We start from the raw sequence: 23,390 nt of genomic DNA on the forward strand, positions 1-23,390 counted from the left end.
TTGTGGGGGGCTGCGCGGCGGCAGGCCCTGCTTGGGGTCTTTTTAGTCTTCGAGCGTCGCCATCAGGATGCCGAGGCGGCAACCCTTCTCGTATTCGTCGAGCCTGACATATTCCTTGATCGTATGGATCTCGGCCTGGCCGGCGCCGATGGTGATCGTCGGCACGCCGTGCTTGTCGAGCCAGTTGGCGTCGAGGCCGCCATTGGAGAACAGATAGACCGGCTCGATGCCGAGCAGGCCGAGCGCCTTGGCGGCGCGCTGCACCACCGGGGCGTCCTTGGCGAGCTCGAAGGGCGGATAGCTCGGCTTGTGGGTGAAGGTCACCTTCGCGGTCTCGCCGGCGTCGTCCTTGACCTCGCCCTGCGCCTTGGCGAAGGCGGCCTTGAAGCCTTCGGCGATCTTGGTGGCGAAGGCGGCCTCGGGGCTGCGGGCCTCGCCGCGGATGAAGGCGTAGTCGGTGACGACGTTGGTGGCGTCGCCGGCCGCGACCGTGCCGCCCTTTCCGCCGAAGATGCCGACATTGCTGGTGCCGCGCCCGTCGGGCTTGACGATCTTGCCGAACCAGCCCTCGCGCCGGGCTTCCGCGATCGCGATCGCGCCGACGAGCGTGGCCGAGATGCCCTTCTCGGGCGCGACGCCGGCGTGGGACGCCTTGCCGGTGATCTCGACCTCCCAGTTCTCCTGGCCGACGGCGCCGATCAGGAGCTCGGAAGAGAGCTGGCCGTCGACGTTGATGCACATCGCCGCGCCGCCGAGGTCCTTCGGGTCGAGTTCGCGCGCGCCGTGCAGGCCGCTCTCCTCGCGCACCGTGAACAGCAGCGTGATCGGCGGATGCGGCAGCTTGTGCTTGATCAGCGTCTCGGCCAGCACGACGAGCAGGGCCACGCCGGTGCGCGCGTCGCCGCCGAGCGCGGTGGTGCCGTCGGAGACGATGCGGTCGCCCTCGCGCTTCGGCTTGGCGCCGGCGCAGAGCGGCACGGTGTCGAGATGGGTCGAGAACAGCAGGCGCGGGCCCGGCCGGGTGCCGGGCAGGTCGACGATCAGGTTGCCGGTCTCGGTCGGCAGCGGGATGCGCTTGTTGGCGTCGTCGAAGCGGATCGCGGAGGCCGGCACGCCGACCGCCTTCAACGCGTCGACGACGGCGGCGCCGATCTTGGCCTCCTGGCCGGTCACGCCCTCGACCGAGAGGAAGCGCATCAGATGCGCGATGGCGGCTTCGACGTCGAGGGGGATGTTGGGTGTGCTCATGATGGTGATCCGATCGATTGAAAGCGGCGTCGTGATGCCGAGGCGCGGCGGGGCACTAGAGGCCCCACGGCAGCCCGAGCACCTTCCAGAGCGCGAAGAGGGCGGTCCAGACCACGAACATCCAGACGACATAGGGCAGCATCAGCGAGACGACCGTGCCGACGCCGGCGTTGCGGTCGTATTTCTGCGTGAAGCCGACGACGAGAGCGAAATAGGCGTTGAGCGGGGTGATCGCGTTCATCGGCGAATCGCCGACGCGATAGGCGGCCAGCACGGCTTCCGGCTCGACGCCGAGCTTCATCAGCAACGGCACGAAGACGGGCGCGAAGATCGCCCATTTCGCGATCGCGCCGGTGAGCAGCAGGTCTATGATCGCGACTACCACGATGAAGCCGATCAAGAGCGGCAACGCCCCGATATTTGCCGCCTGCAGCACGCCCGACAGGCTCAGCGCCATCACCGTGCCGATATTGGTGTAGGTGAAATAGGCGACGAACTGGCTGAGCACGAAGAACAGGAAGATCGTGCCGCCCATGCTCTTGATCGACTTCTCGATCGCCGCGATCACCTCGGTCAGGGTCCGCATCGTTCCGGCGCCGATGCCGTAGGTCCAGCCGCTGATCAGGAACATCAGCATGATCAGCGCGATCAGCCCGTTCATGAAGGGCGAGTTGCCGATCAGCTCGCCGGTCGTCGGATTGCGCAAGGGCGCGCCCGCGGGCAGCGTCAGCAGGCAGAACACGGCGATCAGCGCGAGCATGCCGAAGCCAGCATAGCGCAGGCCGCGCGATTCCGCTTTGGACAGCACGGCGCCCTGCTCGGTCACGGTGCCTTCGGCTGCCGTCTTGGGATCGTAGGCGCCCAGGCGCGGCGACACGACCCGGTCGGTGATGAAGGCGACGACGATGGTCAGGACCAGGACCGAGGCGATCGAGAACCAGAGATTGGAGGCAAGCCCGATCGAGCGGTTCGGATCGACCAGCCGGGCGGCGTCGTTGGTGAACTCGACCAGAACCGCGTCGAGCGGCTTGATCAGCATGTTGACGGTGAAGGCACCGGCCACCGCCGCGAAGCCCAGTGCCAGGCCGGCCACCGGGTTGCGGCCGACGGCGAGATAGGCGACGCCGGCGAGCGGGATCAGGACCAGATAGCCGGCGTCCGCCGCGATCGAGGACAGGATGCCGACGAAGGACAGGATATAGGTCAGCGCCCAGCCGGGGGAGACGATGACGAGCTTGCGGATCAGCGCCGTCACCAGCCCCGATTCCTCGGCGACGCCGGCGCCGATCATGGCCACGATCATCAGGCCGACCGCCGTGAAGCTCATGAAGTTCGGCACCAGCGACGAATACATGAAGCGGATGCCTTCGAGCGTCAGCAGGCTGCGGATCGCCGTGCTCGCCTGCTCGATCTTGTGCGTCTCGGGGTTGATCCGCTCGAAGGTGACGGCGGCCCCGAACAGCCCGAGCACCGCGGAAAGCGCGATGACGATGCCGATCAGGATCAGGAAGATGACGACGGGGTGCGGGACCATGTTCCCCACCCTCTCGACGCCATCGAGGAATCTCTGCATGGCCGTCTTCGGCGCGGCGGCGGTGGTCATTCCATTTCCCCCTTGAAGCCTGAAGGCCTTCAGTGACGGACCTGCGGCCGGCAGGAGGAAAACCCGGACGATCCGGGCGCCTGCAGAACTCAGGAGCATCAAGCGGGAAACTTAAGTCTGGTCGATGCGGGGCGCATGGGCAGAGAATCCCAAACTCTTGGCGCCTCGTCTCAAAATCGAGCCGTAGCGTCCGCGCCGGAGCTTTTTCGAGCAAAGCGGCCGCCGGCTCGCCGAAAGAAGATGCGATAGAATAAAAACTTAGAGCCATTCCGCGATTCGCCGGAACAATAGAATCGTTCAAGGAGCGCGGGCTTGCCGGTGGCGGAGCGGCTTTTTACAGTCGGCCGGCGAGCCGGATGCGATGGTGCGGGGCCGCGTCCTGTGTTCGCAAGGCGGGGAGAGCAAGGGGATGTCCGAGGCTTCGGGGTGGACGGCGTGAAGCGGTTGGAACGGCGTCCGCGCCCTGGTCATGTCCGCCTGCCCCGGCTCCTGCCGCTCGCGCTCGCCGCCGGGCTCGCCGGCTGCGCGTCGACGCCGCGCGGGCTGCTCGAGCCGGTTTCGCCCGTTCCCGGCACCGACAAGGTCGACATGCTGGCGGCGACGACGCGCGCGCACTCCGCCGATGCGGGTGTCCTCTTCAGCGGCGAGCGGGGCGAGGGCGTCTCGTTCCGCAACATCGTCGTCTCGATCCCGCGTGAGCGCGAGGTCGGCACCATCCAGCTGCCGCGCTCCATCCCCGGAGACCCCGCCAGGGATTTCGTCGTCACCGCCTCGAAGCCGGTGCCGAAGGCCAGGCTCGGCGACTGGTTCCGCGCGACCGGCGGGCGGGCGAAGCGCGTCTTCGTGTTCGTGCACGGCTTCAACACGCCGTTCGACCGGGCGGTCTTCCGCTTCGCGCAGCTGGCGCACGATGCCGACGCCGACGCCGCGCCGGTGCTGTTCTCCTGGCCGTCGCGCGGCTTTCTGCTCGACTACAGCCGCGACTTCGACAACGCCTCCTATTCACGCTCCGATCTCGCCGATCTGCTCAAAGTGGCCGCGGCCAGCCCCGCCGTCCGCGAGATCGTGATCCTGGCCCATTCGATGGGGAGCTGGCCCGCCGTCGAGGCGGTCAGGCAGATCGCGCTCGAGGATGGCGGCGTCCCGCGCAAGATCGGCAACCTCATCCTGGCCTCGCCCGATCTCGATGTCGGCGTCTTCCGGCGCCAGATCGAGGATATGGGGACGAAGCGCCCGCAGATCACGGTGTTCTCGGCACAGCACGACCGGGCCCTGCAGCTGTCGCGCTTCATCGCCCGCGGCGCGACGCGGCTCGGTGGCATCGATCCGACGCAGGAGGAATATCGCCGCCAGTTCGCCGGGCTCTCCGGGATCACCGTGATCGACCTGTCCGAGGTCAACAGCGATCGCCTGAATCACGACCTGTTCGCGGCCAGCCCCGATGCGGTGCGTCTCATCGGCGACAGGCTGCTGCAGGGGCAGGTGATCACCGATGGCGACGTCTCGGCCCCCGTGGCCGCAGCCGGCGCGCTCGGCTCCGCCGCGACGCTCCTGATCACGGCCTCGATACGGGTCTTCGATGCTGCGTCCGCGCCGTAGAATCCGCGCCGCCGGATGGCGCGGGCACTGCAACAATGGGATAAGCAGCTCAGAGTTTGGGATTCTGAGCTGATCCGTGGCCCCGCCGCTGTTGCTAGCGTCGCTGGCGTGGTCCCGAAGCGTTTCGGGGCCATGGGCGCGCCTGCAGGCACGCGACGCCGCGGTCGTCAAGGGAAGCATGCGATGTTAAGGCAAAGCTTGGGGCGGCCGGACGGGCTGCCGCCGTTGCGGGGGGCCGCCGGGGCGCGGGCATGAGGTGCGGCACGGTTTCATCGCGCCCGGGCTGCGTCGCGGCCGCGCTCGTCGTCGCGCTCGCCCTTACGGCCTGCAACCGGCAGGAGAAGGAGCCGCCGGCGCCTGTGCGCTACGTCCGCACCGTGACGGTCGAGCCGCTGCGCCAGGCGCCCGATCTCACCTTCGCCGGCCATGTCGAGGCGCAGGACCAGGCGTCGCTGGCGTTCCGCATCGGCGGGCGGCTGGCCGAGCGGCTGGTCGGCGTCGGCGCGAGCGTCGTCGCCGGGCAGGTCGTCGCCCGGCTCGATCCCGAGAACGAGCTCAACGACCTGCGCGCGGCCCAGGCCGGGCTGACCGCGGCGCAGGGCGACCTGCGCAAGGCGGAGAACCAGCACCAGCGCCAGAGCCATCTGCTCGAGCGGCACATCACCACCCAGGCGGATTACGAGGCGGCCCAGCAGGGGCTCACCGCCGCCCGCGCCCAGGTCGACGCGGCCCAGGCCCGGGTCGCCTCGGCCGAGGACATCGTCGGCTTCACCACGCTGAAGGCCGATGCGCCGGGCGTCGTCACGCGCGTCGGCGCGGAGCCGGCCGAGGTCGTCGCCGCCGGCCGCATGATCGTCCAGCTGGCGCGGCGGGAGGGGCGCGACGCGGTGTTCGAGATTCCGGCCGACCTGGTCCGGCGGGTCACGCCGGGCCTTCAGGTGCGCGTCACACTCGCCGGGGAGGCGGGCACGGAGGTGGCCGGCCGGGTGCGGGAGATCGCGCCCCAGGCCGACCCCGTCACCCGGACCTTCCAGGTCCGGGTCGGCCTCGCCGAGCCGCCGCCGGCCTTCAGGCTCGGCGCGGCCGTCTCCGGCTCGGTCCGTCCCGCCGGCGGCGGGTTGATCGCCGTACCCGCGACGGCGCTGACGCGGCGGGACCAGTCCGCCGGCGCCTGGATCGTCGATCCGCAGAGCCTGACCGTCGCTCTGCGCAAGCTCGACGTCGCGAATTCCGATCCGGCCACGGCCTGGATCGCCAAGGGACTGAACGTCGGCGACATCGTCGTCACCGCCGGAGCCGGGCTTCTGCAGGAAGGCCAGAAGGTGCGCCTGATGGGAGCGGAGCCGCGATGAGATTCAACCTCTCGGAATGGGCGCTGAAGAGCCGCTCGGTGGTGATCTATCTGATGATCATCGCGGTGGTGGCCGGCGTCTTCGCCTTCGTCAAGCTCGGCCGCAACGAGGATCCGGCCTTCGTCATCAAGACGATGGTGGTGTCCGCGGTCTGGCCCGGCGCCAGCATGGAAGACACGCTGACCCAGGTGACGGAGCGGCTCGAGCGGCAGCTCGAGGAGACGCCCGGGCTCGACATGGTGCGCAGCTACACCAAGCCCGGCGTGACGACGATCTTCGTCAACCTCAAGGGCGACGTACCCGGGCGGCAGGTGCAGGACACCTGGTACCGGGTCCGCAACCTGATCGCCGACATGCGCCACACGCTGCCGGCCGGCACGCTCGGGCCGTTCTTCAACGACCGCTTCGGCGACACCTACGGCATCATCTACGGCTTCACCGCCGACGGTTTCTCCACCCGCGAGCTGCGCGATCACGTCGAGACCATCCGCTCGCGGCTGCTGCTCGTGCCCGACGTCTCGAAGATCGAGATCATCGGCGCGCAGGACGAGCGCATCTTCATCGAGTTCTCGGTGCGCGAGCTCGCCAATCTCGGCCTCGACCGCGCGGCGCTGCTGGCGGCCCTGCAGGCCCAGAACGTGGTGCGGCCGGCGGGCACGGTGCAGACGCAGGCCGAGACCTTCTCGGTCAGGGTCTCGGGCGCCTTCCAGTCGGAGGCCGACCTGCTCGGCATCAACTTCCCGGTCGGGGACCGGATGGTCAGGCTCGCCGATATCGCGACGATCAGGCGCGGCCAGGCCGATCCGCCGACGCCGATGTTCCGCACCAACGGGCAAGACGCGATCGGGCTCGGCATCGCCATGCGCGAGGGCGGCGACATCCTGGCGCTCGGCGCCAACATCAAGAAGGCGATGGGCGAGATCACCGCCGGCCTGCCGCTCGGCATCGAGCCTCATCTCGTCGCCGACCAGGCGGTGACCGTCTCCTATGCGATCGACGACTTCATGTCGTCGCTCTGGCAGGCGGTCGGCATCATCCTCGTCGTCAGCTTCATCAGCCTCGGCGTGCGGCCGGGCCTCGTCGTCGCGCTGGCGATCCCGCTGACGCTCGCCATCGTCTTCGCCTGCATGCTGGTCGCCGGCATCGACATGCAGCGCATCTCGCTCGGCGCGCTGATCATCGCGCTCGCGCTCCTGGTCGACGACGCCATGACCACGACCGACGCCATGGTCACCCGGCTCGCCGCCGGCGAGCCGAAGCTGAAGGCGGCGACCTTCGCCTTCGACAAATACGCCACCGCGATGCTCGCCGGCACGCTCGTCACCATCGCCGGCTTCGTGCCGATCGGCTTCGCCGCGAGCTCGGCCGGCGAATACACCTTCTCGCTGTTCGCGGTGGTGACGATCGCGCTCGTCGTCTCCTGGTTCGTCGCCGTGCTGTTCGCGCCGGTGCTCGGCGTCGCCATGCTGAAGGCGCCGGACGCCGCCGCGCAGGGCGCCGAGCCCGGCCGGGTCGAGCGCGGCTTCCGGTCCATGCTCTCGGGCGCGATCAAGCTGCGCTGGATCACCATCGCCGTGACGCTCGCGCTCTTCGCCGCCTCGATCATGGCGCTGCCGCTGGTGCCGCGCCAGTTCTTCCCGGCCTCCGACCGGCCGGAGCTGCTCGTCGATCTGAGCCTGCCGCAGAACGCCTCGATCTATGCCAGCGAGGGGCTGGTCGACCGCTTCGAGGCGGCGCTGAAGGGCGATCCCGACATCGAGCGCTGGAGCACCTATATCGGCCGCGGCGCGATCCGCTTCTATCTCCCGCTCGATGCGCGGCTGCCGAACGACTTCTTCAGCCAGGCGGTGATCGTCGCCAAGGACGTGCCCGCCCGCGAGCGCGTGCAGAAGAAGCTCGAGACGCTGCTGGCCACGGAGTTCCCCAATGTGATCGGGCGCGTCTCGCCGCTCGAGCTCGGCCCGCCGGTCGGCTGGCCGGTGCAGTACCGGGTGAGCGGCCCCGACATCGCCGAGGTCCGCACCATCGCGATGAAGCTCGCCCAGGTCGTCGCCACCAACCCCAATACGCGGCAGATCAATTTCGACTGGATCGAGCCGTCGCGGCAGCTGCGCCTGCGGGTCGATCAGGACGAGGCGCGCCGGCTCGGCCTCTCGTCGGCGGCGGTCGCGGCCATCGTCAACACGGTTCTCTCCGGCACCGTCGTGACGCAGGTGCGCGATTCGATCTATCTCGTCGACGTCGTCGTGCGGGCGCAGGATGCCGAGCGCGTCTCGCTCGACACGCTGCGCAGCATGCAGGTCGCGCTGCCCTCGGGCCGCTCGGTGCCGGTGTCGCAGTTCGTCAGCTTCGATTACGGGCTCGACACGCCGCTGATCTGGCGCCGCGACCGCGTGCCGAACCTGACGGTCGCCGCCGATGTGACGCCCGGCACCCTGCCGGAGACCGTCGTCACCGCGCTGCAACCGGCGGTGGACGCGTTCCGGGCGACGCTGCCGGCCGACTACGACGTCGCCGTCGGCGGCTCGGTCGAGGAAAGCGCCAAGTCGCAGGCCTCGGTCATCGCCGTGGTGCCGGTGATGCTGCTGATCATGTTCACCGTGCTGATGGCGCAGCTCAAGAGCTTCAGGCTGTTCGCGATCGTGCTCTCGATCGCGCCGCTCGGGCTGATCGGCGTGGTCGGGGCGCTCCTCATCTCGGGCAAGCCGCTCGGCTTCGTCGCCCTGCTCGGCATCCTCGCCCTGATCGGCATCATCACCAAGAACGCGGTGATCCTGGTCGGCCAGATCGAGGACGAGCGCGCCGCCGGCAAGAGCGTCGCCCAGGCCGCGATCGACGCCGCCGGGACGCGCTTCCGGCCGATCATGCTGACCGCCGTCTCGACCGTGCTCGGCATGATCCCGATCGCGCCGACCGTGTTCTGGGGGCCGATGGCCTTCGCGATCATGGGCGGCCTGCTGGTGGCGACGGTGCTGACGCTCGTTCTCCTCCCCGTCCTCTATGTGACCGTCTTCGGCGCCGCGACCCCCGCAGGCGAGGCGCAGCGGACGGCCGACGCAGGAGCCTCCCTGTCATGAGCGCGATCGCGACGCGGCGGATGCCGGGGACCGGACTGGGACGGGCGGCGATGATCGTGCTGGTGGCGACGGCGCTCGCCTCCTGCCGCGACGAGCAGGCGCCGCAGGTGCAGGACCGGCCGGTCGGCGTCGTCACCGTCGCGGCGGGGCAGTTCGCCGACGACCTCCAGCTCAGTGGCGAGATCCAGGCCGAGAAGGATGTCGGGCTCGCCTTCCGCATCGGCGGGCGCGTCCTCGACCGCCCGGTCAATGTCGGCGACCGGCTGACGGCCGGGCAGGTCGTCGCGCGGCTGGAGCCCACCCTGGAGCAGAACGCGCTGACCGCGGCGCTGGCGGCGCTGGAGGCGGCGCGCGGCGAGGTCACCACGACGCGCAACACCTTCGCGCGCCAAGAGAGCCTGATGGCGCAGGGCTTCACCACGCGTCCGCGCTTCGACCAGGCGCAGCGGGCGCAGGAGACGGCGCAGGCCGCGCTGGAGACCGCGGAGGCGCAGGTCGAGCTGGCGCGCGACCGGCTCAGCTTCACGGAGTTGCGCACCGATGTCGCCGGCGTGGTCACAGCCCGGCGCATCGAGCCGGGCGAGGTGGTGCAGCCGGGCCAGGTCGTGGCCCAGGTCGCCCGCGACGACGATCGCGACGCGGTCTTCAACGTGCCGGCGGCGATGCTTGCCGGCCATCTCGCCGATGCGAAGATCCGCGTCGCGCTCGCGGATGCGCCGGCCGTCACGGCCTATGGCACGATCCGCGAGGTCGCGCCGCAGGCCGATCCGGTGACGCGGACCTTCGCCGTCAGGGTCGGCTTGCAGAATCCGCCCGATGCGATGCGGCTCGGCTCCACCGTCGTCGGCATCGTCGAGATCTCGACGGCGGCGATCATCGCGATCCCGGCGAGCGCGCTCACCCAGCAGGGCCGCTCGCCGGCGGTGTGGATCGTCGATCCCGTGAAGTCGACCGTCTCGCTGCGCAATGTCGACGTGCTGCGCTTCGATCCGGACACGGTCATCCTGTCGCAGGGGCTGGAACCCGGCGAAACCATCGTCTCGGCCGGAATCCAGGCCCTGCATCCCGGGCAACGGGTCAGGCCGCTGCCCGCTCCCGGCCAGCAGGCGGCCTCGGCGCGTCCGCCGCGGCCTTGAGCGAGAAGGGCGCGGGAACCCATGGATATCGTTCCGGCCGCCGGGGAAGTGGAGAGGCTCGGGACCGAGCTCATGATCCTGGGCATCTTCCGGGACGGGCCGCTGACCGGCTCGGCGCGGGCGGCGAACGCTTGTTCCGGCGGCCGGCTCGCCGCGCTCCTCAGCCAGATCGATCTCGGCGAGGAGGCCGGCCAGGCGGAGTTCGTCGGGCCGCTGCCCGGCATCGCGGCGCAGCGCCTGCTGCTGGTCGGCCTCGGGCGGGCCGAGCGATTCTCGGACCGGGCCTACCGGCAGGCGCTGGCCGCCACGTCCCGGGTTCTCGACGGCGATCCCGCGACGGACATCGTGGTGACGCTCGCGGAAAACGAGGTGCCGCGCCGGGCGCTCGACTGGCGCATGCGCCAGGCCGGGCAGATCCTCGCCGGCCGACGTCATGATTTCGGGCTGCCCGACCGGCCGGTGAGCAAAGGCACCCGCCGCGTCATGCTGCTCGTTCCGCGCGCGCTGACCTCCGCGCTCGTCGCGGCACTGCGGCAGGGCGTGGCCATCGGGGAGGGAGTCTCCTTCGCCAGGCAACTCGGCGACCTGCCGCCGGATCTGTGCACGCCGGCCTTCATCCTGCGGATGGCGCAGGCGATGGCGCAGCAGTTCGGCTTCCGGCTGGACGTGCTGGAGCGGCCCGCCTTCCAGCGGCCGCGGCCGGCGGCGTTCCCGCCGCGGGAGGAGGCCGGCGCCGGCAGGCTGATCGTGATGCGCCGCGAGCGCCGCAGGCAGGCCGGCAGGCCGATCGTGCTGATCAGCGACGACGTCGCGGCCCATGACCTGCCGCTCGCGCGCGAGCGGGCCGGGCCGGGCCGTCCGGTCCGCGACATGCGCGGCATCGGCAGCGTCTTCGGCGCGATGCGGGCGGTCGAGCGGCTCGATCTCGCCGTGAACGTGGTCGGGCTGGTCGCCGTCTCGGGGCGGGAGGGCACGCCCTGCGCCATCGGGCGGGACGCAGCGGCGCCGGCCCCCGAGGCCTCGAGCGTTTCCCTGCTCGGCGACGTGCTGGCTTACGCCGCGCAGTTCTCGCCGAGCTGCGTCATCGACGTCGCCGGGTTGAGCCGGGCCGGCATGCTGGCGCTCGGCAGCCGGGCCAGCGGCCTGTTCGCCAATGACGAGGCGCTGGCGTCTGAACTCCTGAAATGCGGCGGGATTTCCGGCGACCGCGTCTGGCAACTGCCGCTGTGGGACGCCGACGCCGAGCTTTTCCCGGGGCTGGACCCCGAGGCCGGCCCGGCGGAAGACTGCGCCGACGAGGCGCTCGCCGTCGTCAGCAGCCTGGCGCGCTCGGCCGCCTACCCCTGGGCGCATCTGGACATCTCGGGCACGGCCTCGACCATCGGCGCGTTGCGCTCTTCGACGGGGCGGCCCGTCCCGCTCCTGGCCGAGTTCCTGATCGGGCGCGCCCGCGCTACGCCGCACTGAACCTTTCCACCCCCCCGCACCCGTATGGAGCTTTCCCCATGAGCGATCTCGTTTTCATCGCCTTCCCGACCGAGCAGAAGGCGGAGGAGGTGCGGCAGAAGGTGCTGTCGCTTCAGCGCGAATATCTGATCGAGCTCGGCGACGCCGTCGTCGTGGTCAAGAACGACAAGGGCGAGGTCAAGCTCAACCAGATGATCAACCTGACCACGGCGGGCGCCGCCTCCGGCGCGCTGTGGGGCACGCTGATCGGCTTCATTTTCCTGGCGCCGCTGGTCGGCACCGCGATCGGCGCGGCCTCGGGCGCGCTCAGCGGCAAGTTCAGCGACATCGGCATCAACGACCAGTTCATGAAGGACGCGGCCTCCGCGCTGCAGCCGGGCACGGCGGGCCTGTTCCTGCTGATCCGCAAGATGACGACCGACAAGGTGCTCGCCGACCTGCGCGGCAGCGGCGGCACCCTGATCAAGACCTCCTTCGACGAGACGAAGGAGGCCGAGCTGCGCGAGGCGCTCTCGGCGGTGACGGCCGCCGGACCGGCGGCGTGAGCCCGGACTGGAGCCTGGCGCCGGAGGCCGCCTGGGCGACCACGACCGGCCGCCTCGACGATTTCCGCCCCCTGCTTCCGGCGGAGGAGGAAATCGTCGCCAGGCTCCAGTCCGGCACCTTCGACAAGCTCGGCGACGGCGTGCTGCCGGCCGAGCCGGACCCGGCCAGGACCGTGCGGGCCGCCTTCCTGCGCTTCCTGATCCTGGGGGGAGAGCCCGGCTGCCGGCCGCATGAGAAGGGCGTCCTCGTCCGGGGCGCCTGGATCGAGGGCGGGCTCGATCTCGAAGCCTGCCGCATTTACCGCGACATCGGGCTGAACGACTGCCGTTTCGAGGCGGTGCCGAACCTGCGCGCCGCCATCATCAGCCGCCTCTTCCTCGACGGCTCGCGGCTGCCGGGCCTGCAGGCCGAGCGGCTCGAGGCGCGCGGCGGGATCTATCTGCGCGGGGCCGAGGTCGAGGGCGTGATCAATCTCGACCAGGCCCGCCTCGGCGGCAATCTCCAATGCGACGGGGCCGCGATCCGCAACCGGAGCGACCATGCCCTGCTCGGCCGCAGCCTCGAGGTGCGCAACGTGCTGCTGCGCGGCGCGACGCTGCGCGGCGGCCTCAATCTCTCCGGCGCGGTGCTGGCGGCGGACCTCGACCTCACCGGGGCGAGCGTCTCCGTGGCCGAGCGGCATGCGCTCGATGCCAGCACGATCTCCTGCCACGGCAGCGTCCTGCTCAAGAGCGCGCGCTTCGAGGGCGAGGTCGCCCTGACCGGCTCCGACATCGCCGGCGACCTCGACTGCTCCGGCGCCGTCGTCGAGAATCCGGGAGCCATCGCCGTCCAGGCGAGCCGGGTCGTGGTCAAGGGCGCCTTCTTCCTGCGGCGCGAGGCCAGGCTCGACGGCACGCTCGACCTTACCGGCGCCTCGTTCGGAACGATCCACGACGAGGCGGCCTCCTGGCCCAAGCCCGGCGAGCTGCTGCTCAACCGCTGCCTCTACGGCGCCTTCATCGGCGGGCCGGTCGATGCCGAAAGCCGGCTCGACTGGCTCGCGCGCCAGGCGCCCGAGCGCTGGGGCGAGGATTTCTGGCCGCAGCCCTATGAGCAGCTCGCCGCGGTGTTCCGCGAGACCGGGCATGGCGAGGACGCCGCCGCCGTGCTCGTCGTCAAGGAGAAACTGCAGCGCCGGGCGCGGCGGGCGCGCACGCACAATCCCGTCTGGCGCGGGCTCCTCCTCGTCGGGGACGGCATCCTCGCGATCACGGTCGGCTATGGCCGCAGGCCGCTCTTCGCGCTGGTCTGGCTCGTGTTCTTCTGGCTCACGGGCGTGGCGGTCTTCGCCTATGCCGAGGGCCAGGGCGCGGTGATGCCCAACAGCGCGGTCGTGCTGCGCGCGCCGGAATGGACCTTGTGCGGCATCGGGCCGGACGAGAGCCGGACGCTGGTGGCCAGCGGGCCGTCGCGAGGGCTGGCAGTGCCGGGGCAGACCCAGCTCGCCTGCTTCCGCCAGCGCTGGGAGGCGTCCAGCTATCCCGCCTTCAGCCCATGGATGTATTCGCTCGACACGCTGCTGCCGGTGCTCGATATGGGGCAGCGCACCTTCTGGCGGCCGAATCCCGGCAAGCCCGGGGGGCGTGGCGCGATGGGGTATTTCTATTTCCAATCGGTCGTCGGCTGGGCCTTGAGCCTCCTCGCGGTCGCGGGTTTCTCGGGGCTGGTGAAATCGCCGTGAGGCGCCCGGTCCCAGCAGCAAAGGTGATGTCGTGAGCAAGACGCCTGTTTCCTCCAGCCGGGCCGCGGGTGCGGGCAAGGCGCAGCGCGAGCCGCTCAACATCGACCTCGCCCTCCAGGGCGGCGGCGCGCACGGCGCCTTCACCTGGGGCGTGCTCAGCCGGATCCTCGAGGAGGACTGGCTGACGATCGAGGCGATCTCCGGCACCTCGGCCGGGGCGATGAACGCCGCCGTGCTGGCGTCCGGCTATGCCCGGGGCGGGCGCGCCGGGGCCCGCGAGGCGCTGGACCGGTACTGGCGCAAGGTCTCCGACGCGGGGCGCTTCAGCCCGTTCCAGCGCACGCCGCTCGACATGCTGCTCGGGCGCTGGACGCTCGATTCCTCGCCGCTCTTCGTGGCGATGGACATGATGTCGCGCGTGGTCTCGCCCTACAGCCTCAACCCGGCCGGCGTGAATCCGCTGATGGACATCCTCGCCGAGGAGATCGACTTCGACGCCATCGCCAGTGGCCCGATCAAGCTCTTCATCTCCGCGACGAACGTGAGGACCGGGCGCAACCGCGTCTTCCGCAACGGCGAGATCACGCCGCAGGTGCTGCTCGCCTCGGCCTGCCTGCCGACCCTGTTCCAGGCGGTCGAGATCGACGGAGAGAGCTATTGGGACGGCGGCTATTCCGGCAACCCGACCATGACCCCGCTGATCAAGGACAGCACGGCGAGCGACACCATCCTCGTCCAGATCAACCCGGTCGAGCGGCCGGGCACGCCGCGGCTGGCGCGCGACATCCTGAACCGTCTCAACGAGGTCTCCTTCAACGCGGTCCTGCTGAAGGAGCTCAGGATGATGGCGCTCCTGCAGCGCGAGGCGCTGACCAAGGGCAGCGAGGCCGCGCGCTGGGCGCGCATGCGGATGCACCGCATCACCAGCGACGCGATGATCGACCTCGGCTACTCCTCGAAGCTCAACGCCGAATGGGAGTTCTTCACCATGCTCCATGACGAGGGCCGGCGCTCCGCCGAGGCGTTCTATCGCGAGCACAGCGACGCGATCGGCAAGAGCTCGACGCTCGATCTCCTCGAATTCACCGAGGGGATCTGACGATGGCTTCGCGGGAGGATACCGCATCGGGAGGGGCGATGACGGCGGGCAAGATCCATCATGCCGCGCAGGTGACGGTCGCCGCGATCCTGGTGATCGCGGCCCTGTCGATCGCGAGCTCGGTCTTCGCGCCGGTCGCTTTCGCTCTGTTCATCGTGGCGCTGGTCTGGCCGCTGCAGAAGGCGTTGCAGGGCGCGCTGCCGCGGCTCGTCGCGCTGGCCGTCAGCGTCGTCGTGATGATCGTCGCCTTCGTCGGCTTCGGCTCGCTGATCATCTGGGCCTTCGGCCGTGTCGGGCGCTGGATCGTCAGCGACGCCGCCCGCTTCCAGAGCTTCTACGACCAGACGACGACCTGGCTCGAAGGGCACGGGATCGTGGTCGCAGGGGCCTGGTCGGAGACCTTCAGCGTCTCCTGGATGCTGCGCCTGGCGCAGACCGTCACCGGCCGGCTGAACAGCACGGTGAGCTTCTGGCTGGTGGTGCTCGTCTATGTCCTGCTCGGGCTCTTGGAGGTCGATGATTTCGAGCGCAAGCTCAAATGCATGCGCAGCCGCGGCACCGGCGAGATCCTGCTGCGCGGCAGCATGGCGACGGGCGCCAAGATCCGGCGCTACATGCTGGTCAGGACGGCGATGAGCATCATCACCGGCGCGCTGGTATGGGCCTTCGCCCGGGCCGTCGGGCTGCCGCTCGCCGAAGAATGGGGCTTCATCGCCTTTTCGCTGAACTATATCCCGTTCCTGGGGCCGCTCATCGCCACGGTCTTCCCGACCGCGTTCGCGATGACCCAGTTCGGCTCCTGGGGTGCGGTGGTCGCGGTCTTCGCCTGCCTCAACCTGATCCAGTTCGTCGTCGGCAGCTATGTCGAGCCGCGGGTCGCCGGCAACGCGCTCGCGATCTCGCCGGTGGTCGTGCTGTTCTCGGTGTTCTTCTGGAGCTATCTGTGGGGCGTGTTCGGGGCCTTCATCGGCGTGCCGATCACCATCGCGCTCCTGACCTTCTGCGCGCTGCATCCTTCGACGCTGTGGCTCGCCGAGATCTTCGGCTCGCCGCACAAGGACGAGCCTGCGGCTTAGCCGGCGGGCTCGATCACGATGCGCTGCGGCTGAAGCAGCGCGAGCCCGCCGGGCGCCGCCGCCAGCGTGTGGATGTAGAACGCGGTCGGCTCGGCGTCGGTCGCATCCATCACCGGGGACGGCGCCGAGACGATCTTCAGCGCGCCGCAGCGGCCGATCCAGTCGATATGACGGTGGCCGTGCATCGCGACCATGCGGGCCGAGACCGGCCGCAGCAGCCTGAGCAGGCGGCTGCCGTTGATCAGCGCGGTTCCGATCCGCTCGGAGAAGGCCTTCGCCGGCTGCGGATATTCCACCGGGTGGTGGTGCAGCGCCAGGATCCAGCGCGCCTGCGGATGGGCGCGGGTCACGGCGAGGATCGCCTGCATGTCCTCCTCGGCGACGAGGCCGAGCGCGTTGGTGAAGGAGAAATGCGCCTCCGCGTTCGAGTTCAGCAGCACGACGCCGAGCCCGTCCGGCTCGGCCGGCGGCAGCACCATCGGGAAGGCGCCGTTCCAGAGCGCGGAAAGCCCGATCGACAGGCGCCGGCTGCCCGAATCGGCGAAGGCGGAGATCCGGGCGCGATGCGGCTCGAGCGCGGAAGCGAGGCTGCCGGCGAGGCGGCGGCGGCTTTCGTCGAAGACCTGCACACGCTCTCCCTGCACGGCGGCGATGACCGAGAGCGTGCGCATCTGGCGCAGGCGCGCGCCCGGGCTGCCGGGAAGCTCCAGCCGGGCGGGATTGGCGCGGTCGACGATGTTGACGTCGTGGTTGCCGGGCAGGATCAGGCAGCGCGCCGCGAGGGCGGGATGGCGCGCCATCGCGTCGAGGAACTCGGCCCATTCGGCCGAGCGGCCGGCATCGGTCATGTCGCCGGTGACGAGCAGCAGGTCGAGCGGCTCGTCGCGGTGGATGGCGTCCAGGCGGTCGAGCACCTGAAGGAAGCGCTCGTTGCCGCGCGGGCCGGCGCGCCCGCTCTCGATCCGGAAGCCGTAGCGCTCGCCCACGACATGCACGTCGGAGAGATGGGCGACGCGCCAGCGCCGCGCCGAGGGCGGCGCGCCGTCGAAGCCGGAAAGATCGCGCGGCTGCTCCATCAGCCCGTCGGCGAAGCCCCAGAGCAGCGAGGCCGCCGCGAGATAAAGCGACATCAGCACGACGGCGTTGGCGAGCGCCGGCAGGACGAGCCGGACGGGATCGGCGAAATCGGCGAGGCCGCCGGACCAGCGCGTCGCCGGCCAGACCAGCGCGGCGATGGCGCCCGCGGCGAGGCAGCCCAGCAGCCCCGCTCCAAAGGCGCTGCCGGCCCGCCAGCTAGCCCGCCGGCTCGCGCTCGTTCCTGCCGGGATGACGAACTCGGCGAGATGCTGCAGGCCCTCGCGGCACAGCGCATAGCCGGGCTGCACCACGAGCGCGTTCAGCGACCAGAAGCTGGTCTCCACGATGCGGAAGAGCGGGCGCACGCCAAACCAGCCGACGAGGCCGATGAGCGCGAGCAGGGCAAGCGAGCCGAGCCCGGCGAGCTCGGCGAGGTGGCCCGAGACCGAGGCGACCCAGGCGCTGGCGGCCAGCGGCGCGGCGCCGAGCAGCAGGCTCGGCAGCAGCATGCCGATGAGCCAGGCAAGCGCGAGCTTGGGCAGGCTGATCTCGCCGAGCAGGCTGCCGGCGATGGCGATCAGCGAGCGCTTCTTGGTGCTGCTCGCATCGTCCTCGGCATCGCCGTCGCGCGGTTCGATGATCATCGGCGTGGCGGCGTGGCCGGGTGGCAGGCCGGGATGGGCGAAGGCGCGGGCGGCAGCATGGGGTCCCCGGAAAGAACAAGCGGTCATCCTGCGCATATCCGGCCGGCAGCCGCCAGACAGGGCGGCGAGAATGGGACGCCACGCACAATCATGAGACGCCGGGCTGATGTTGCCGTGAGATGCGGAGGCTACCGTGCTGCGAACATGCGGCGGACGGAGACGATGGATGGAGCGGCCGCGGCCGACGACGTGCGGCTTCCGGCGCTCGCGATCCGGGGGCTGTGCCTGCTCGGGCTGTGGGTGATCCTGATCGGCCCCGCGCCGGCGGATTTGCCCGTCGGGCTCGCCGCCAGCGCCGCGGGCGTCTGGGCGAGCGCCCGGCTTTGGCCGGCGGGCGGAAGGCTGTCGCCGCTCGGGCTCTTGCGCTTCCTGCTGCGCTTCCTGCCGCAATCCGTGGTCGCGGGGCTCGACGTGGCACGCCGCGCCTTCGCGCGCGAGCCGAACCTGCGGCCGGGCTTCGCCCGCTGCCGCTCCGCGATTCCGGCCGGCCTCGCGCGGGACACCGCCTGCGCCGTGATGAGCCTGCAGCCGGGCAAGCTGCCGGTCGCCGTCGACGAGGACGGAACCCTGCTGATCCATTGCCTCGATCTCGGCGAGCCCGTGGCCGAGCAGGTCGCAGCCGACGAGGCGGCGTTCCGGCAGATCCTCGCAGCGGAGGCGCGCGATGGCTGACGCCCTGCCCGCCGTCCTGTCCGGCGCAGCGCTTTTCATCCTGGTGGTGACGGCCATCGCGCTGTGGCGCGTCCTGCGCTCCGGCATCGCGGCGGAGCGGATGATGGCGGTGCAACTGCTCGGGACCGGCGGAGCGGCCGTCCTGCTGCTCATCGGAGCCGCGACGGCGGCCGCCGCGGCGAGCGACGTCGCGCTGCTGCTGACGCTGTTCGCGGCCTTTTCCTGCGTGGCCTTCGCGCTCGGCAGCGACGGGGAGGGCGGGGACCGCGCCTCGCCGGAGGACCGGCCATGAGCATGGGCCTGCTCGCCGACATCGCCACCATCGTCCTGGTCTCAGCCGGCGCGCTGTTGTTTCTGGCCGGCGCGCTCGGGCTCCTGCGGTTTCCCGATTCCCTGAGCCGGCTGCATGCGATCAGCAAGGCCGACAATCTCGGGCTCGGGCTGATCGTGCTCGGCCTCATGCCGCAGGCGGGGAGCATCGCGGGCGGCCTGAAGCTCGTCTGCGTCTGGCTGCTGGCGCAGCTTTCGGCCGCGACGGCGAGCCAGCTCCTGGCGCGGGCCCTCCAGCGCGACAGAACCCGGCCATGATGGCGCTTCTCGACCTTTCGCTCGCCGCGCTCCTGCTGCTGCTGGCGCTCGGCGTCGTCGCCGAGCGGCAGGAGCGCGGCGCGATCATCGCCTTCCTCGCCTTCGGGCTGATGCTCGGGCTCGCCTGGCTCAGGCTCGCCGCGCCCGATGTCGCCCTGACCGAGATCGCCATCGGCGGCGGCGTGACCGGCATCCTCCTGCTGCGGGCGGAAGCCGCGCTGCGCGGGCGGGGCAAGACGGAGGAGCCGCTCAGGCGCACCGGCAGGCTCGCCGTCGCCGTGGCTTGCGCCATGATCTCGGCCGGGCTCGGCTACGCCGTGCTGCGCTTCGCCACGCCGGCCCCGACGCTGGCGCCGGCCGCGGCCGAAGCGCTGCCGGCTACCGAGCTCGGCAATCCCGTCACCGCCGTCCTGCTCGCCTATCGCGCGCTCGACACGCTCCTGGAGAAGGTCGTCGTCCTGCTGGCGCTGATCGGGGTCTGGTCGCTGGCGCCCGACGGCCTCTGGGGCGGCGCGCCCGTGGTGAAGCCCGCCGCCGTGCCCGCGCCGCTCGCCTGGCTCGCGCGCGTGCTGCCGCCCTTCGGCGTCGTGATCGGAATCTACATGTTCTGGGTCGGCGCCGACGCACCCGGCGGCACCTTCCAGGCCGGCACCGTGCTCGCCGCGATGTGGCTCCTGGTGACGATGGCCGGGCTCTACCCCGCCCCCGATACGGGCGCGCGGCTGCCCCGCCTGCTGCTCGCCGGCGGCCCGGTGCTGTTTTTAGGTATAGCCTTTCTCGGCTTCGTCTTCGCGGAGGGGTTCCTGGCCTATCCCGAGGGGCTGGCGAAGCCGCTGATCGTGGCGATCGAGGCGGCATTGACCCTCTCCGTCGCGGCGGCGCTCGCCCTGCTGGTCGCAGGGCCGGCCCGGAAGGCGCCGGCGCGATGACGGCGCTGCTTCAGCCCGCCATCCTGTTCGGCCTCACCGGCGCGGCGCTCGTCGGCATCGGGCTTTTCGCCGTGGTCACCCAACCCGGGCTGCTCAGGCGCATCGTCGGCTGCAACATCCTCGGCGCCGGCATCTTCCTGGTCTTCGGCGCCGTCGCCAGGCGCGGGGCCGGGGCCGGCTTCGAGGCCGACCCGGTGCCGCAGGCGCTGGTGATCACCGGCATCGTCGTCGCCTTTTCGGCGAGCGCGCTCGCCATCGCCCTGCTGAAGCGGCTCTCCGAGATCACCATCGGCGAGGGAGCGGATGCCGGCGGGCCGGAGGGCGGCGCATGACGCCGCTCGTCCATGCCACCACGCCGGGCGGCTTCCTGCTCGTCCTGGCGGTGATCCTGCCGGTTTGCGCGGTGCTCGCCATCCTCGCCTGCGGGCCGCGACACGCCGCGCGGATAGCGGTCGTCGCGCTCGCGGCCGGAGCGGCCGTCGCCATCGCCATCGCCGCCGAACTCGTGACGAGCGGCGCCGCGCTCACCTATGTCGTCGGCGGCTGGCGGCCGCCGCTCGGCATCGCCTTGCGGGCGGACGGGCTTTCCGGCGCGATGCTGGCGATGACGGCGCTCGTCGTCACCGCTGTCGGGCTGTTCGCGCGGGTGCAGTACGGTCTCGCGGGCGACAATGGCGGCGGGCGGGCGCAGATCACCTTCTGGGTGATGCTGCTCGCGCTGTGGAGCGCGCTGAACGCGGTCTTCGTCGGCGAGGATCTGTTCAACCTCTATGTCGCGCTCGAGCTTCTGACCTTCGCCGCCGTGCCGCTGGTGTGCCTCGACGGCCGGGCCGAGACCGTCAAGGCGGCGCTGCGCTATCTGCTCTTCGCGCTCGTCGGCTCGCTTCTCTACCTGCTCGGGGTCGGGCTGATCTACGGCCAGTACGGCACGCTCGACCTTTCCGCGCTGTCGCGTCTCGCCCGGTCGGACCCGGCGCTCCTTGCCGCGCTCGCGCTGATGATCATCGGGCTTCTCGCCAAGGCCGCGCTGTTTCCGCTGCATCTGTGGCTGCCGCCCGCCCATGCCGGCGCGCCGGCGGCGGCGAGCGCGGTCCTGTCGGCGCTGGTGATCAAGGCGCCGGTCTTCCTGATCCTGCGGCTGGTGCTCGATGTCGCCCCGCCGCAGGCGGCGGCGATCGTCGGCCAGCTGCTGGCCGTGCTCGGCGCCGCCTCGATCCTGTTCTGCAGCGTCATGGCGCTCCGGCAGGCGCGGCTCAAGCTGATGATCGCCTATTCGACCGTCGCGCAGATCGGCTATCTCTTCATCGTCTTCCCGCTCGCCGGCGGCGACGGCACGGCGCCCTGGGAAACCATCGCCTGGACCGGCGGGGCGCTCCAGCTCATCTCGCATGCGCTGGCGAAGGCGGCGATGTTCCTGGCGGCGGGCGTCATCGCGGAAGCCTTCGGCCATGACCGCATCGCCGATCTCGGCGGCTTCGGCCGGGTGCTGCCGCTGAGCGCGGCCGCCTTCGGGCTCGCGGGCCTGTCGCTGATGGGCATTCCGCCGAGCGGCGGCTTCGTCGCCAAATGCCTGCTGCTGACGGCGGCGGTGATCGAGGGCTATCCCTGGCTGGCGGCGACGATCCTGATCGGCGGTCTCCTCGCCGGCGCCTATGTCTTCCGCGTCATCGACAAGGCGCTGGCCGTCCCCGTTGTGCCGATCGCGCCGCGCCGGGCGGTGCCGCGCCGGCTCGAGCTCGCGGCGCTGGCGCTGGCCGTCGCGGCCGTGCTCATCGGCTTCGTACCTTTGCGCCCCTTCGGCTTCCTGCAGATCGGCCGGGGCGGGCTTGCCATGGCGGGGCTGCCATGAGCCGCCTCCTGCTCGCCTCGTCGGTACTGGTGCCGCTCGCGCTTGCGGCCTTCTGCCTGTCGGCGGGCTTCAGGGCCCGGGCGATCCGCCTTCTCGTGCTGGCGCCGCTGCCGGCGCTGCTTGCGGTGCTCGTCGTGCCGGAGGGGCGCTTCGCCGTCTTCCCGGTGCCGTTCCGGCTGACGCTGGTGCTCGATCAGCCGGGCGCGATCCTGCTCGGCGGCGCGGCCCTGCTCTGGAGCGCGGCCGGCGCCTATGCCGCGACCCTGATGGCGCGCGACCCTGCCGCGCCGCGCTTCGCGGTCTGGTGGCTGCTCACGCTGACCGGCAGCCTCGGCCTGTTCATCGTCGGCGACGTCGTGAACTTCTATCTGCTGTTCACGCTGGCGAGCCTCTCGGCCTATGGCCTTATCATCCACGAGCAGAGCGCCGCCGCGCACCGGGCCGGCGTGATCTATGTCGCGCTGGCGCTGCTCGCCGAGGCCTTCCTGCTGATCGCGCTGGTGATGCTGGCCGCCGGCCATCCCGATGCCAACCCGCAGATCCGCAGCGTCGTCGCCGATCTCGCGGCCAATCCCATGCGCGGCTGGATCGTGGCGCTGTTCATCCTCGGCTTCGCGCTGAAGATGGGGCTTACGCCGCTGCATGTCTGGCTGCCGCTGGCGCATCCGGCCGCGCCGACGCCGGCTTCGGCGGTGATGAGCGGCGTCCTGGTCAAGGCCGGCGTGATCGGGCTGATCCGGTTCCTGCCCTTCGAGGCCGGCGTGCCGTTCTGGGGCGCCGTGCTGGTCGGGGCCGGCCTCGTCACGGCCTATTACGGCGTCGTCGTCGGGCTTACCCAGCCCCGGCCCAAGACGGTGCTCGCCTATTCCACCGTGAGCCAGATGGGGTTGCTGGCCGTGCTGCTCGGCACCGCGCTCGAGACCGCCGATCCCGCCGGCATGAATCTCACCGCCTATTACGCCGTCCATCACACGCTGGTGAAAGGGGCGCTCTTCCTCGGCCTCGGCGTCTTGTCCGCCTGCGGGGGGCGGCGCCTGACGCCGGCGCTGCTGGCGATGGCGGTGCTCGCGCTCAGCCTCGGCGGCATGCCGCTGACCAGCGGGGCGCTCGCCAAGCTCGCGGCGAAGCCGATGCTGGGCTATGGCTGGCTTGCCGCCGCCGTGACGCTCGCCGGGGCCGGCAGCACGGCGCTGATGCTGCATTTCCTGCTGATCGTCCGCCGCGACACCGCGGATAAGCCTGAGACAGCGCCGCCGCTCGGGCAGCTCCTGCCCTGGCTCATCGTGCTCGTCGCCTCGCTCGTCCTGCCCTGGTCGCTCTATCCGGCGGTGTCGGGCGAGACGATCGCCTCGCTCGTCCAGCCCGACGCGCTCTGGAAGCTCTCCTGGCCGATGCTCACCGGCGCCGTCGTGATGCTGTTCGTCTCGCGCCTGCCGCGCCGCCTCGGCAGCATCCCCGAAGGCGACATCGTCGTCCTGGCCGGGAGGGCAAGCCCGCTGGCGCGCGGGTTTTCGGACCGCATCGGCGATATCGACGCCCATCTGCGCCGCTGGCCCGTCGCGGGATTCGGGCTGATCGCCCTTGCCATCCTGCTCGGCGGGGCTTTGATGCTGCGGGCCTGAATCAGCGAGCAGGAGCCTTTCCG

At 70.9% G+C, this 23,390-nt stretch carries 19 protein-coding genes; 16 read left to right on the forward strand and 3 right to left on the reverse strand.

The genetic code is table 11. The features are described 5' to 3' along the window. Nucleotides 1-42: 42 nt before the first annotated feature. Both M9917_RS08530 and M9917_RS08535 read right to left on the reverse strand, forming a co-directional pair. The gene (locus M9917_RS08530; protein WP_297252712.1) at nt 43-1,248 is read right to left on the reverse strand and encodes a M20/M25/M40 family metallo-hydrolase; all 1,206 of its coding nucleotides are present in this window, start codon (nt 1,246-1,248) and stop codon (nt 43-45) included. A gap of 55 nt (nt 1,249-1,303) precedes the next feature. Then, nucleotides 1,304-2,851: an AbgT family transporter gene (locus M9917_RS08535; RefSeq protein WP_297252714.1), complete on the reverse strand. Its 1,548-nt coding sequence runs from the start codon at nt 2,849-2,851 to the stop codon at nt 1,304-1,306. 435 nt (nt 2,852-3,286) lie between these two features. On the opposite strand from M9917_RS08535, the gene M9917_RS08540 reads away from it, so the two are divergent. The 9 genes from M9917_RS08540 to M9917_RS08580 all read left to right on the forward strand — a co-directional run bounded on the left by M9917_RS08540 (nt 3,287) and on the right by M9917_RS08580 (nt 15,926). Further along, the gene (locus M9917_RS08540) at nt 3,287-4,450 is read left to right on the forward strand and encodes an alpha/beta hydrolase (RefSeq protein WP_297252716.1); all 1,164 of its coding nucleotides are present in this window, start codon (nt 3,287-3,289) and stop codon (nt 4,448-4,450) included. Between the two features lie 251 nt (nt 4,451-4,701). Then, entirely contained in the window at nt 4,702-5,802 is a 1,101-nt protein-coding gene (locus M9917_RS08545) for an efflux RND transporter periplasmic adaptor subunit (protein WP_297252717.1), read from the forward strand. After that, nucleotides 5,799-8,879, forward strand: a complete 3,081-nt coding sequence (locus tag M9917_RS08550) for an efflux RND transporter permease subunit (protein ID WP_297252719.1) — start codon at nt 5,799-5,801, stop codon at nt 8,877-8,879. The genes M9917_RS08545 and M9917_RS08550 overlap by 4 nt, the downstream gene beginning before the upstream one ends. Beyond that, nucleotides 8,876-10,015, forward strand: a complete 1,140-nt coding sequence (locus M9917_RS08555; protein WP_297252721.1) for an efflux RND transporter periplasmic adaptor subunit — start codon at nt 8,876-8,878, stop codon at nt 10,013-10,015. Before M9917_RS08550 ends, M9917_RS08555 begins: the two co-directional genes overlap by 4 nt. 21 nt (nt 10,016-10,036) lie before the next feature. After that, nucleotides 10,037-11,482, forward strand: a complete 1,446-nt coding sequence (locus M9917_RS08560; RefSeq protein WP_297252723.1) for a M17 family peptidase N-terminal domain-containing protein — start codon at nt 10,037-10,039, stop codon at nt 11,480-11,482. A gap of 38 nt (nt 11,483-11,520) precedes the next feature. Further along, entirely contained in the window at nt 11,521-12,027 is a 507-nt protein-coding gene (locus M9917_RS08565; RefSeq protein ID WP_297252724.1) for a DUF1269 domain-containing protein, read from the forward strand. After that, nucleotides 12,024-13,751: a hypothetical protein gene (locus tag M9917_RS08570; RefSeq protein ID WP_297252726.1), complete on the forward strand. Its 1,728-nt coding sequence runs from the start codon at nt 12,024-12,026 to the stop codon at nt 13,749-13,751. Before M9917_RS08565 ends, M9917_RS08570 begins: the two co-directional genes overlap by 4 nt. Before the next feature lie 31 nt (nt 13,752-13,782). Then, complete coding sequence (locus tag M9917_RS08575; protein WP_297252728.1) at nt 13,783-14,850, forward strand: patatin-like phospholipase family protein; 1,068 nt, start codon at nt 13,783-13,785, stop codon at nt 14,848-14,850. A 38-nt stretch (nt 14,851-14,888) separates the two neighbouring features. Then, nucleotides 14,889-15,926, forward strand: a complete 1,038-nt coding sequence (locus tag M9917_RS08580; protein ID WP_297254784.1) for an AI-2E family transporter — start codon at nt 14,889-14,891, stop codon at nt 15,924-15,926. On the opposite strand, the gene M9917_RS08585 is transcribed toward M9917_RS08580, so the two are convergent. Further along, nucleotides 15,923-17,734 carry a metallophosphoesterase family protein gene (locus tag M9917_RS08585; protein WP_297252731.1) on the reverse strand — a complete coding sequence of 604 codons (1,812 nt, stop codon included), beginning with the start codon at nt 17,732-17,734 and terminating at the stop codon, nt 15,923-15,925. The two genes, M9917_RS08580 and M9917_RS08585, sit on opposite strands and share 4 nt — an antisense overlap. Nucleotides 17,735-17,869: 135 nt before the next feature. Between M9917_RS08585 and M9917_RS08590 the strand changes: the two genes are divergently transcribed. The 7 genes from M9917_RS08590 to M9917_RS08620 are packed head-to-tail and all read left to right on the forward strand — an operon-like array spanning nt 17,870 to nt 23,367. After that, nucleotides 17,870-18,379 (forward strand): Na+/H+ antiporter subunit E, encoded by a 510-nt coding sequence (locus M9917_RS08590; RefSeq protein ID WP_297252733.1) that lies wholly within the window; start codon nt 17,870-17,872, stop codon nt 18,377-18,379. Beyond that, the gene (locus M9917_RS08595; RefSeq protein ID WP_297252735.1) at nt 18,372-18,671 is read left to right on the forward strand and encodes a monovalent cation/H+ antiporter complex subunit F; all 300 of its coding nucleotides are present in this window, start codon (nt 18,372-18,374) and stop codon (nt 18,669-18,671) included. The genes M9917_RS08590 and M9917_RS08595 overlap by 8 nt, the downstream gene beginning before the upstream one ends. Next, nucleotides 18,668-18,967: a monovalent cation/H(+) antiporter subunit G gene (locus M9917_RS08600; RefSeq protein ID WP_367273913.1), complete on the forward strand. Its 300-nt coding sequence runs from the start codon at nt 18,668-18,670 to the stop codon at nt 18,965-18,967. Before M9917_RS08595 ends, M9917_RS08600 begins: the two co-directional genes overlap by 4 nt. Further along, on the forward strand, nt 18,964-19,896 hold the full coding sequence (locus tag M9917_RS08605) for a hydrogenase subunit MbhD domain-containing protein (RefSeq protein WP_297252737.1): 933 nt from the start codon (nt 18,964-18,966) through the stop codon (nt 19,894-19,896). The genes M9917_RS08600 and M9917_RS08605 overlap by 4 nt, the downstream gene beginning before the upstream one ends. Then, entirely contained in the window at nt 19,893-20,228 is a 336-nt protein-coding gene (locus M9917_RS08610) for an NADH-quinone oxidoreductase subunit K (protein WP_297252739.1), read from the forward strand. Before M9917_RS08605 ends, M9917_RS08610 begins: the two co-directional genes overlap by 4 nt. Next, a complete protein-coding gene (locus M9917_RS08615; RefSeq protein WP_297252741.1) occupies nt 20,225-21,745 on the forward strand; it encodes a complex I subunit 5 family protein in 1,521 nt (506 codons plus the stop codon). Before M9917_RS08610 ends, M9917_RS08615 begins: the two co-directional genes overlap by 4 nt. Then, nucleotides 21,742-23,367 carry a complex I subunit 5 family protein gene (locus M9917_RS08620; RefSeq protein ID WP_297252743.1) on the forward strand — a complete coding sequence of 542 codons (1,626 nt, stop codon included), beginning with the start codon at nt 21,742-21,744 and terminating at the stop codon, nt 23,365-23,367. Before M9917_RS08615 ends, M9917_RS08620 begins: the two co-directional genes overlap by 4 nt. The last annotated feature ends 23 nt before the right edge of the window (nt 23,368-23,390 follow it).

It is taken from the genome of Bosea sp. (in: a-proteobacteria) (assembly GCF_023953965.1).
Taxonomy (GTDB): Bacteria; Pseudomonadota; Alphaproteobacteria; order Rhizobiales; family Beijerinckiaceae; genus Allobosea.

Coding starts and splice junctions, on each gene's coding strand:
- M9917_RS08530 (WP_297252712.1), bottom strand. CDS start 1,248: ATGAGCACACCCAACATCCCCCTCGACGTCGAAGCCGCCATCGCGCAT.
- M9917_RS08535 (WP_297252714.1), bottom strand. CDS start 2,851: ATGACCACCGCCGCCGCGCCGAAGACGGCCATGCAGAGATTCCTCGAT.
- M9917_RS08545 (WP_297252717.1), top strand. CDS start 4,702: ATGAGGTGCGGCACGGTTTCATCGCGCCCGGGCTGCGTCGCGGCCGCG.
- M9917_RS08550 (WP_297252719.1), top strand. CDS start 5,799: ATGAGATTCAACCTCTCGGAATGGGCGCTGAAGAGCCGCTCGGTGGTG.
- M9917_RS08555 (WP_297252721.1), top strand. CDS start 8,876: ATGAGCGCGATCGCGACGCGGCGGATGCCGGGGACCGGACTGGGACGG.
- M9917_RS08560 (WP_297252723.1), top strand. CDS start 10,037: ATGGATATCGTTCCGGCCGCCGGGGAAGTGGAGAGGCTCGGGACCGAG.
- M9917_RS08565 (WP_297252724.1), top strand. CDS start 11,521: ATGAGCGATCTCGTTTTCATCGCCTTCCCGACCGAGCAGAAGGCGGAG.
- M9917_RS08580 (WP_297254784.1), top strand. CDS start 14,889: ATGACGGCGGGCAAGATCCATCATGCCGCGCAGGTGACGGTCGCCGCG.
- M9917_RS08585 (WP_297252731.1), bottom strand. CDS start 17,734: ATGACCGCTTGTTCTTTCCGGGGACCCCATGCTGCCGCCCGCGCCTTC.
- M9917_RS08590 (WP_297252733.1), top strand. CDS start 17,870: ATGGATGGAGCGGCCGCGGCCGACGACGTGCGGCTTCCGGCGCTCGCG.
- M9917_RS08595 (WP_297252735.1), top strand. CDS start 18,372: ATGGCTGACGCCCTGCCCGCCGTCCTGTCCGGCGCAGCGCTTTTCATC.
- M9917_RS08600 (WP_367273913.1), top strand. CDS start 18,668: ATGAGCATGGGCCTGCTCGCCGACATCGCCACCATCGTCCTGGTCTCA.
- M9917_RS08605 (WP_297252737.1), top strand. CDS start 18,964: ATGATGGCGCTTCTCGACCTTTCGCTCGCCGCGCTCCTGCTGCTGCTG.
- M9917_RS08610 (WP_297252739.1), top strand. CDS start 19,893: ATGACGGCGCTGCTTCAGCCCGCCATCCTGTTCGGCCTCACCGGCGCG.
- M9917_RS08615 (WP_297252741.1), top strand. CDS start 20,225: ATGACGCCGCTCGTCCATGCCACCACGCCGGGCGGCTTCCTGCTCGTC.
- M9917_RS08620 (WP_297252743.1), top strand. CDS start 21,742: ATGAGCCGCCTCCTGCTCGCCTCGTCGGTACTGGTGCCGCTCGCGCTT.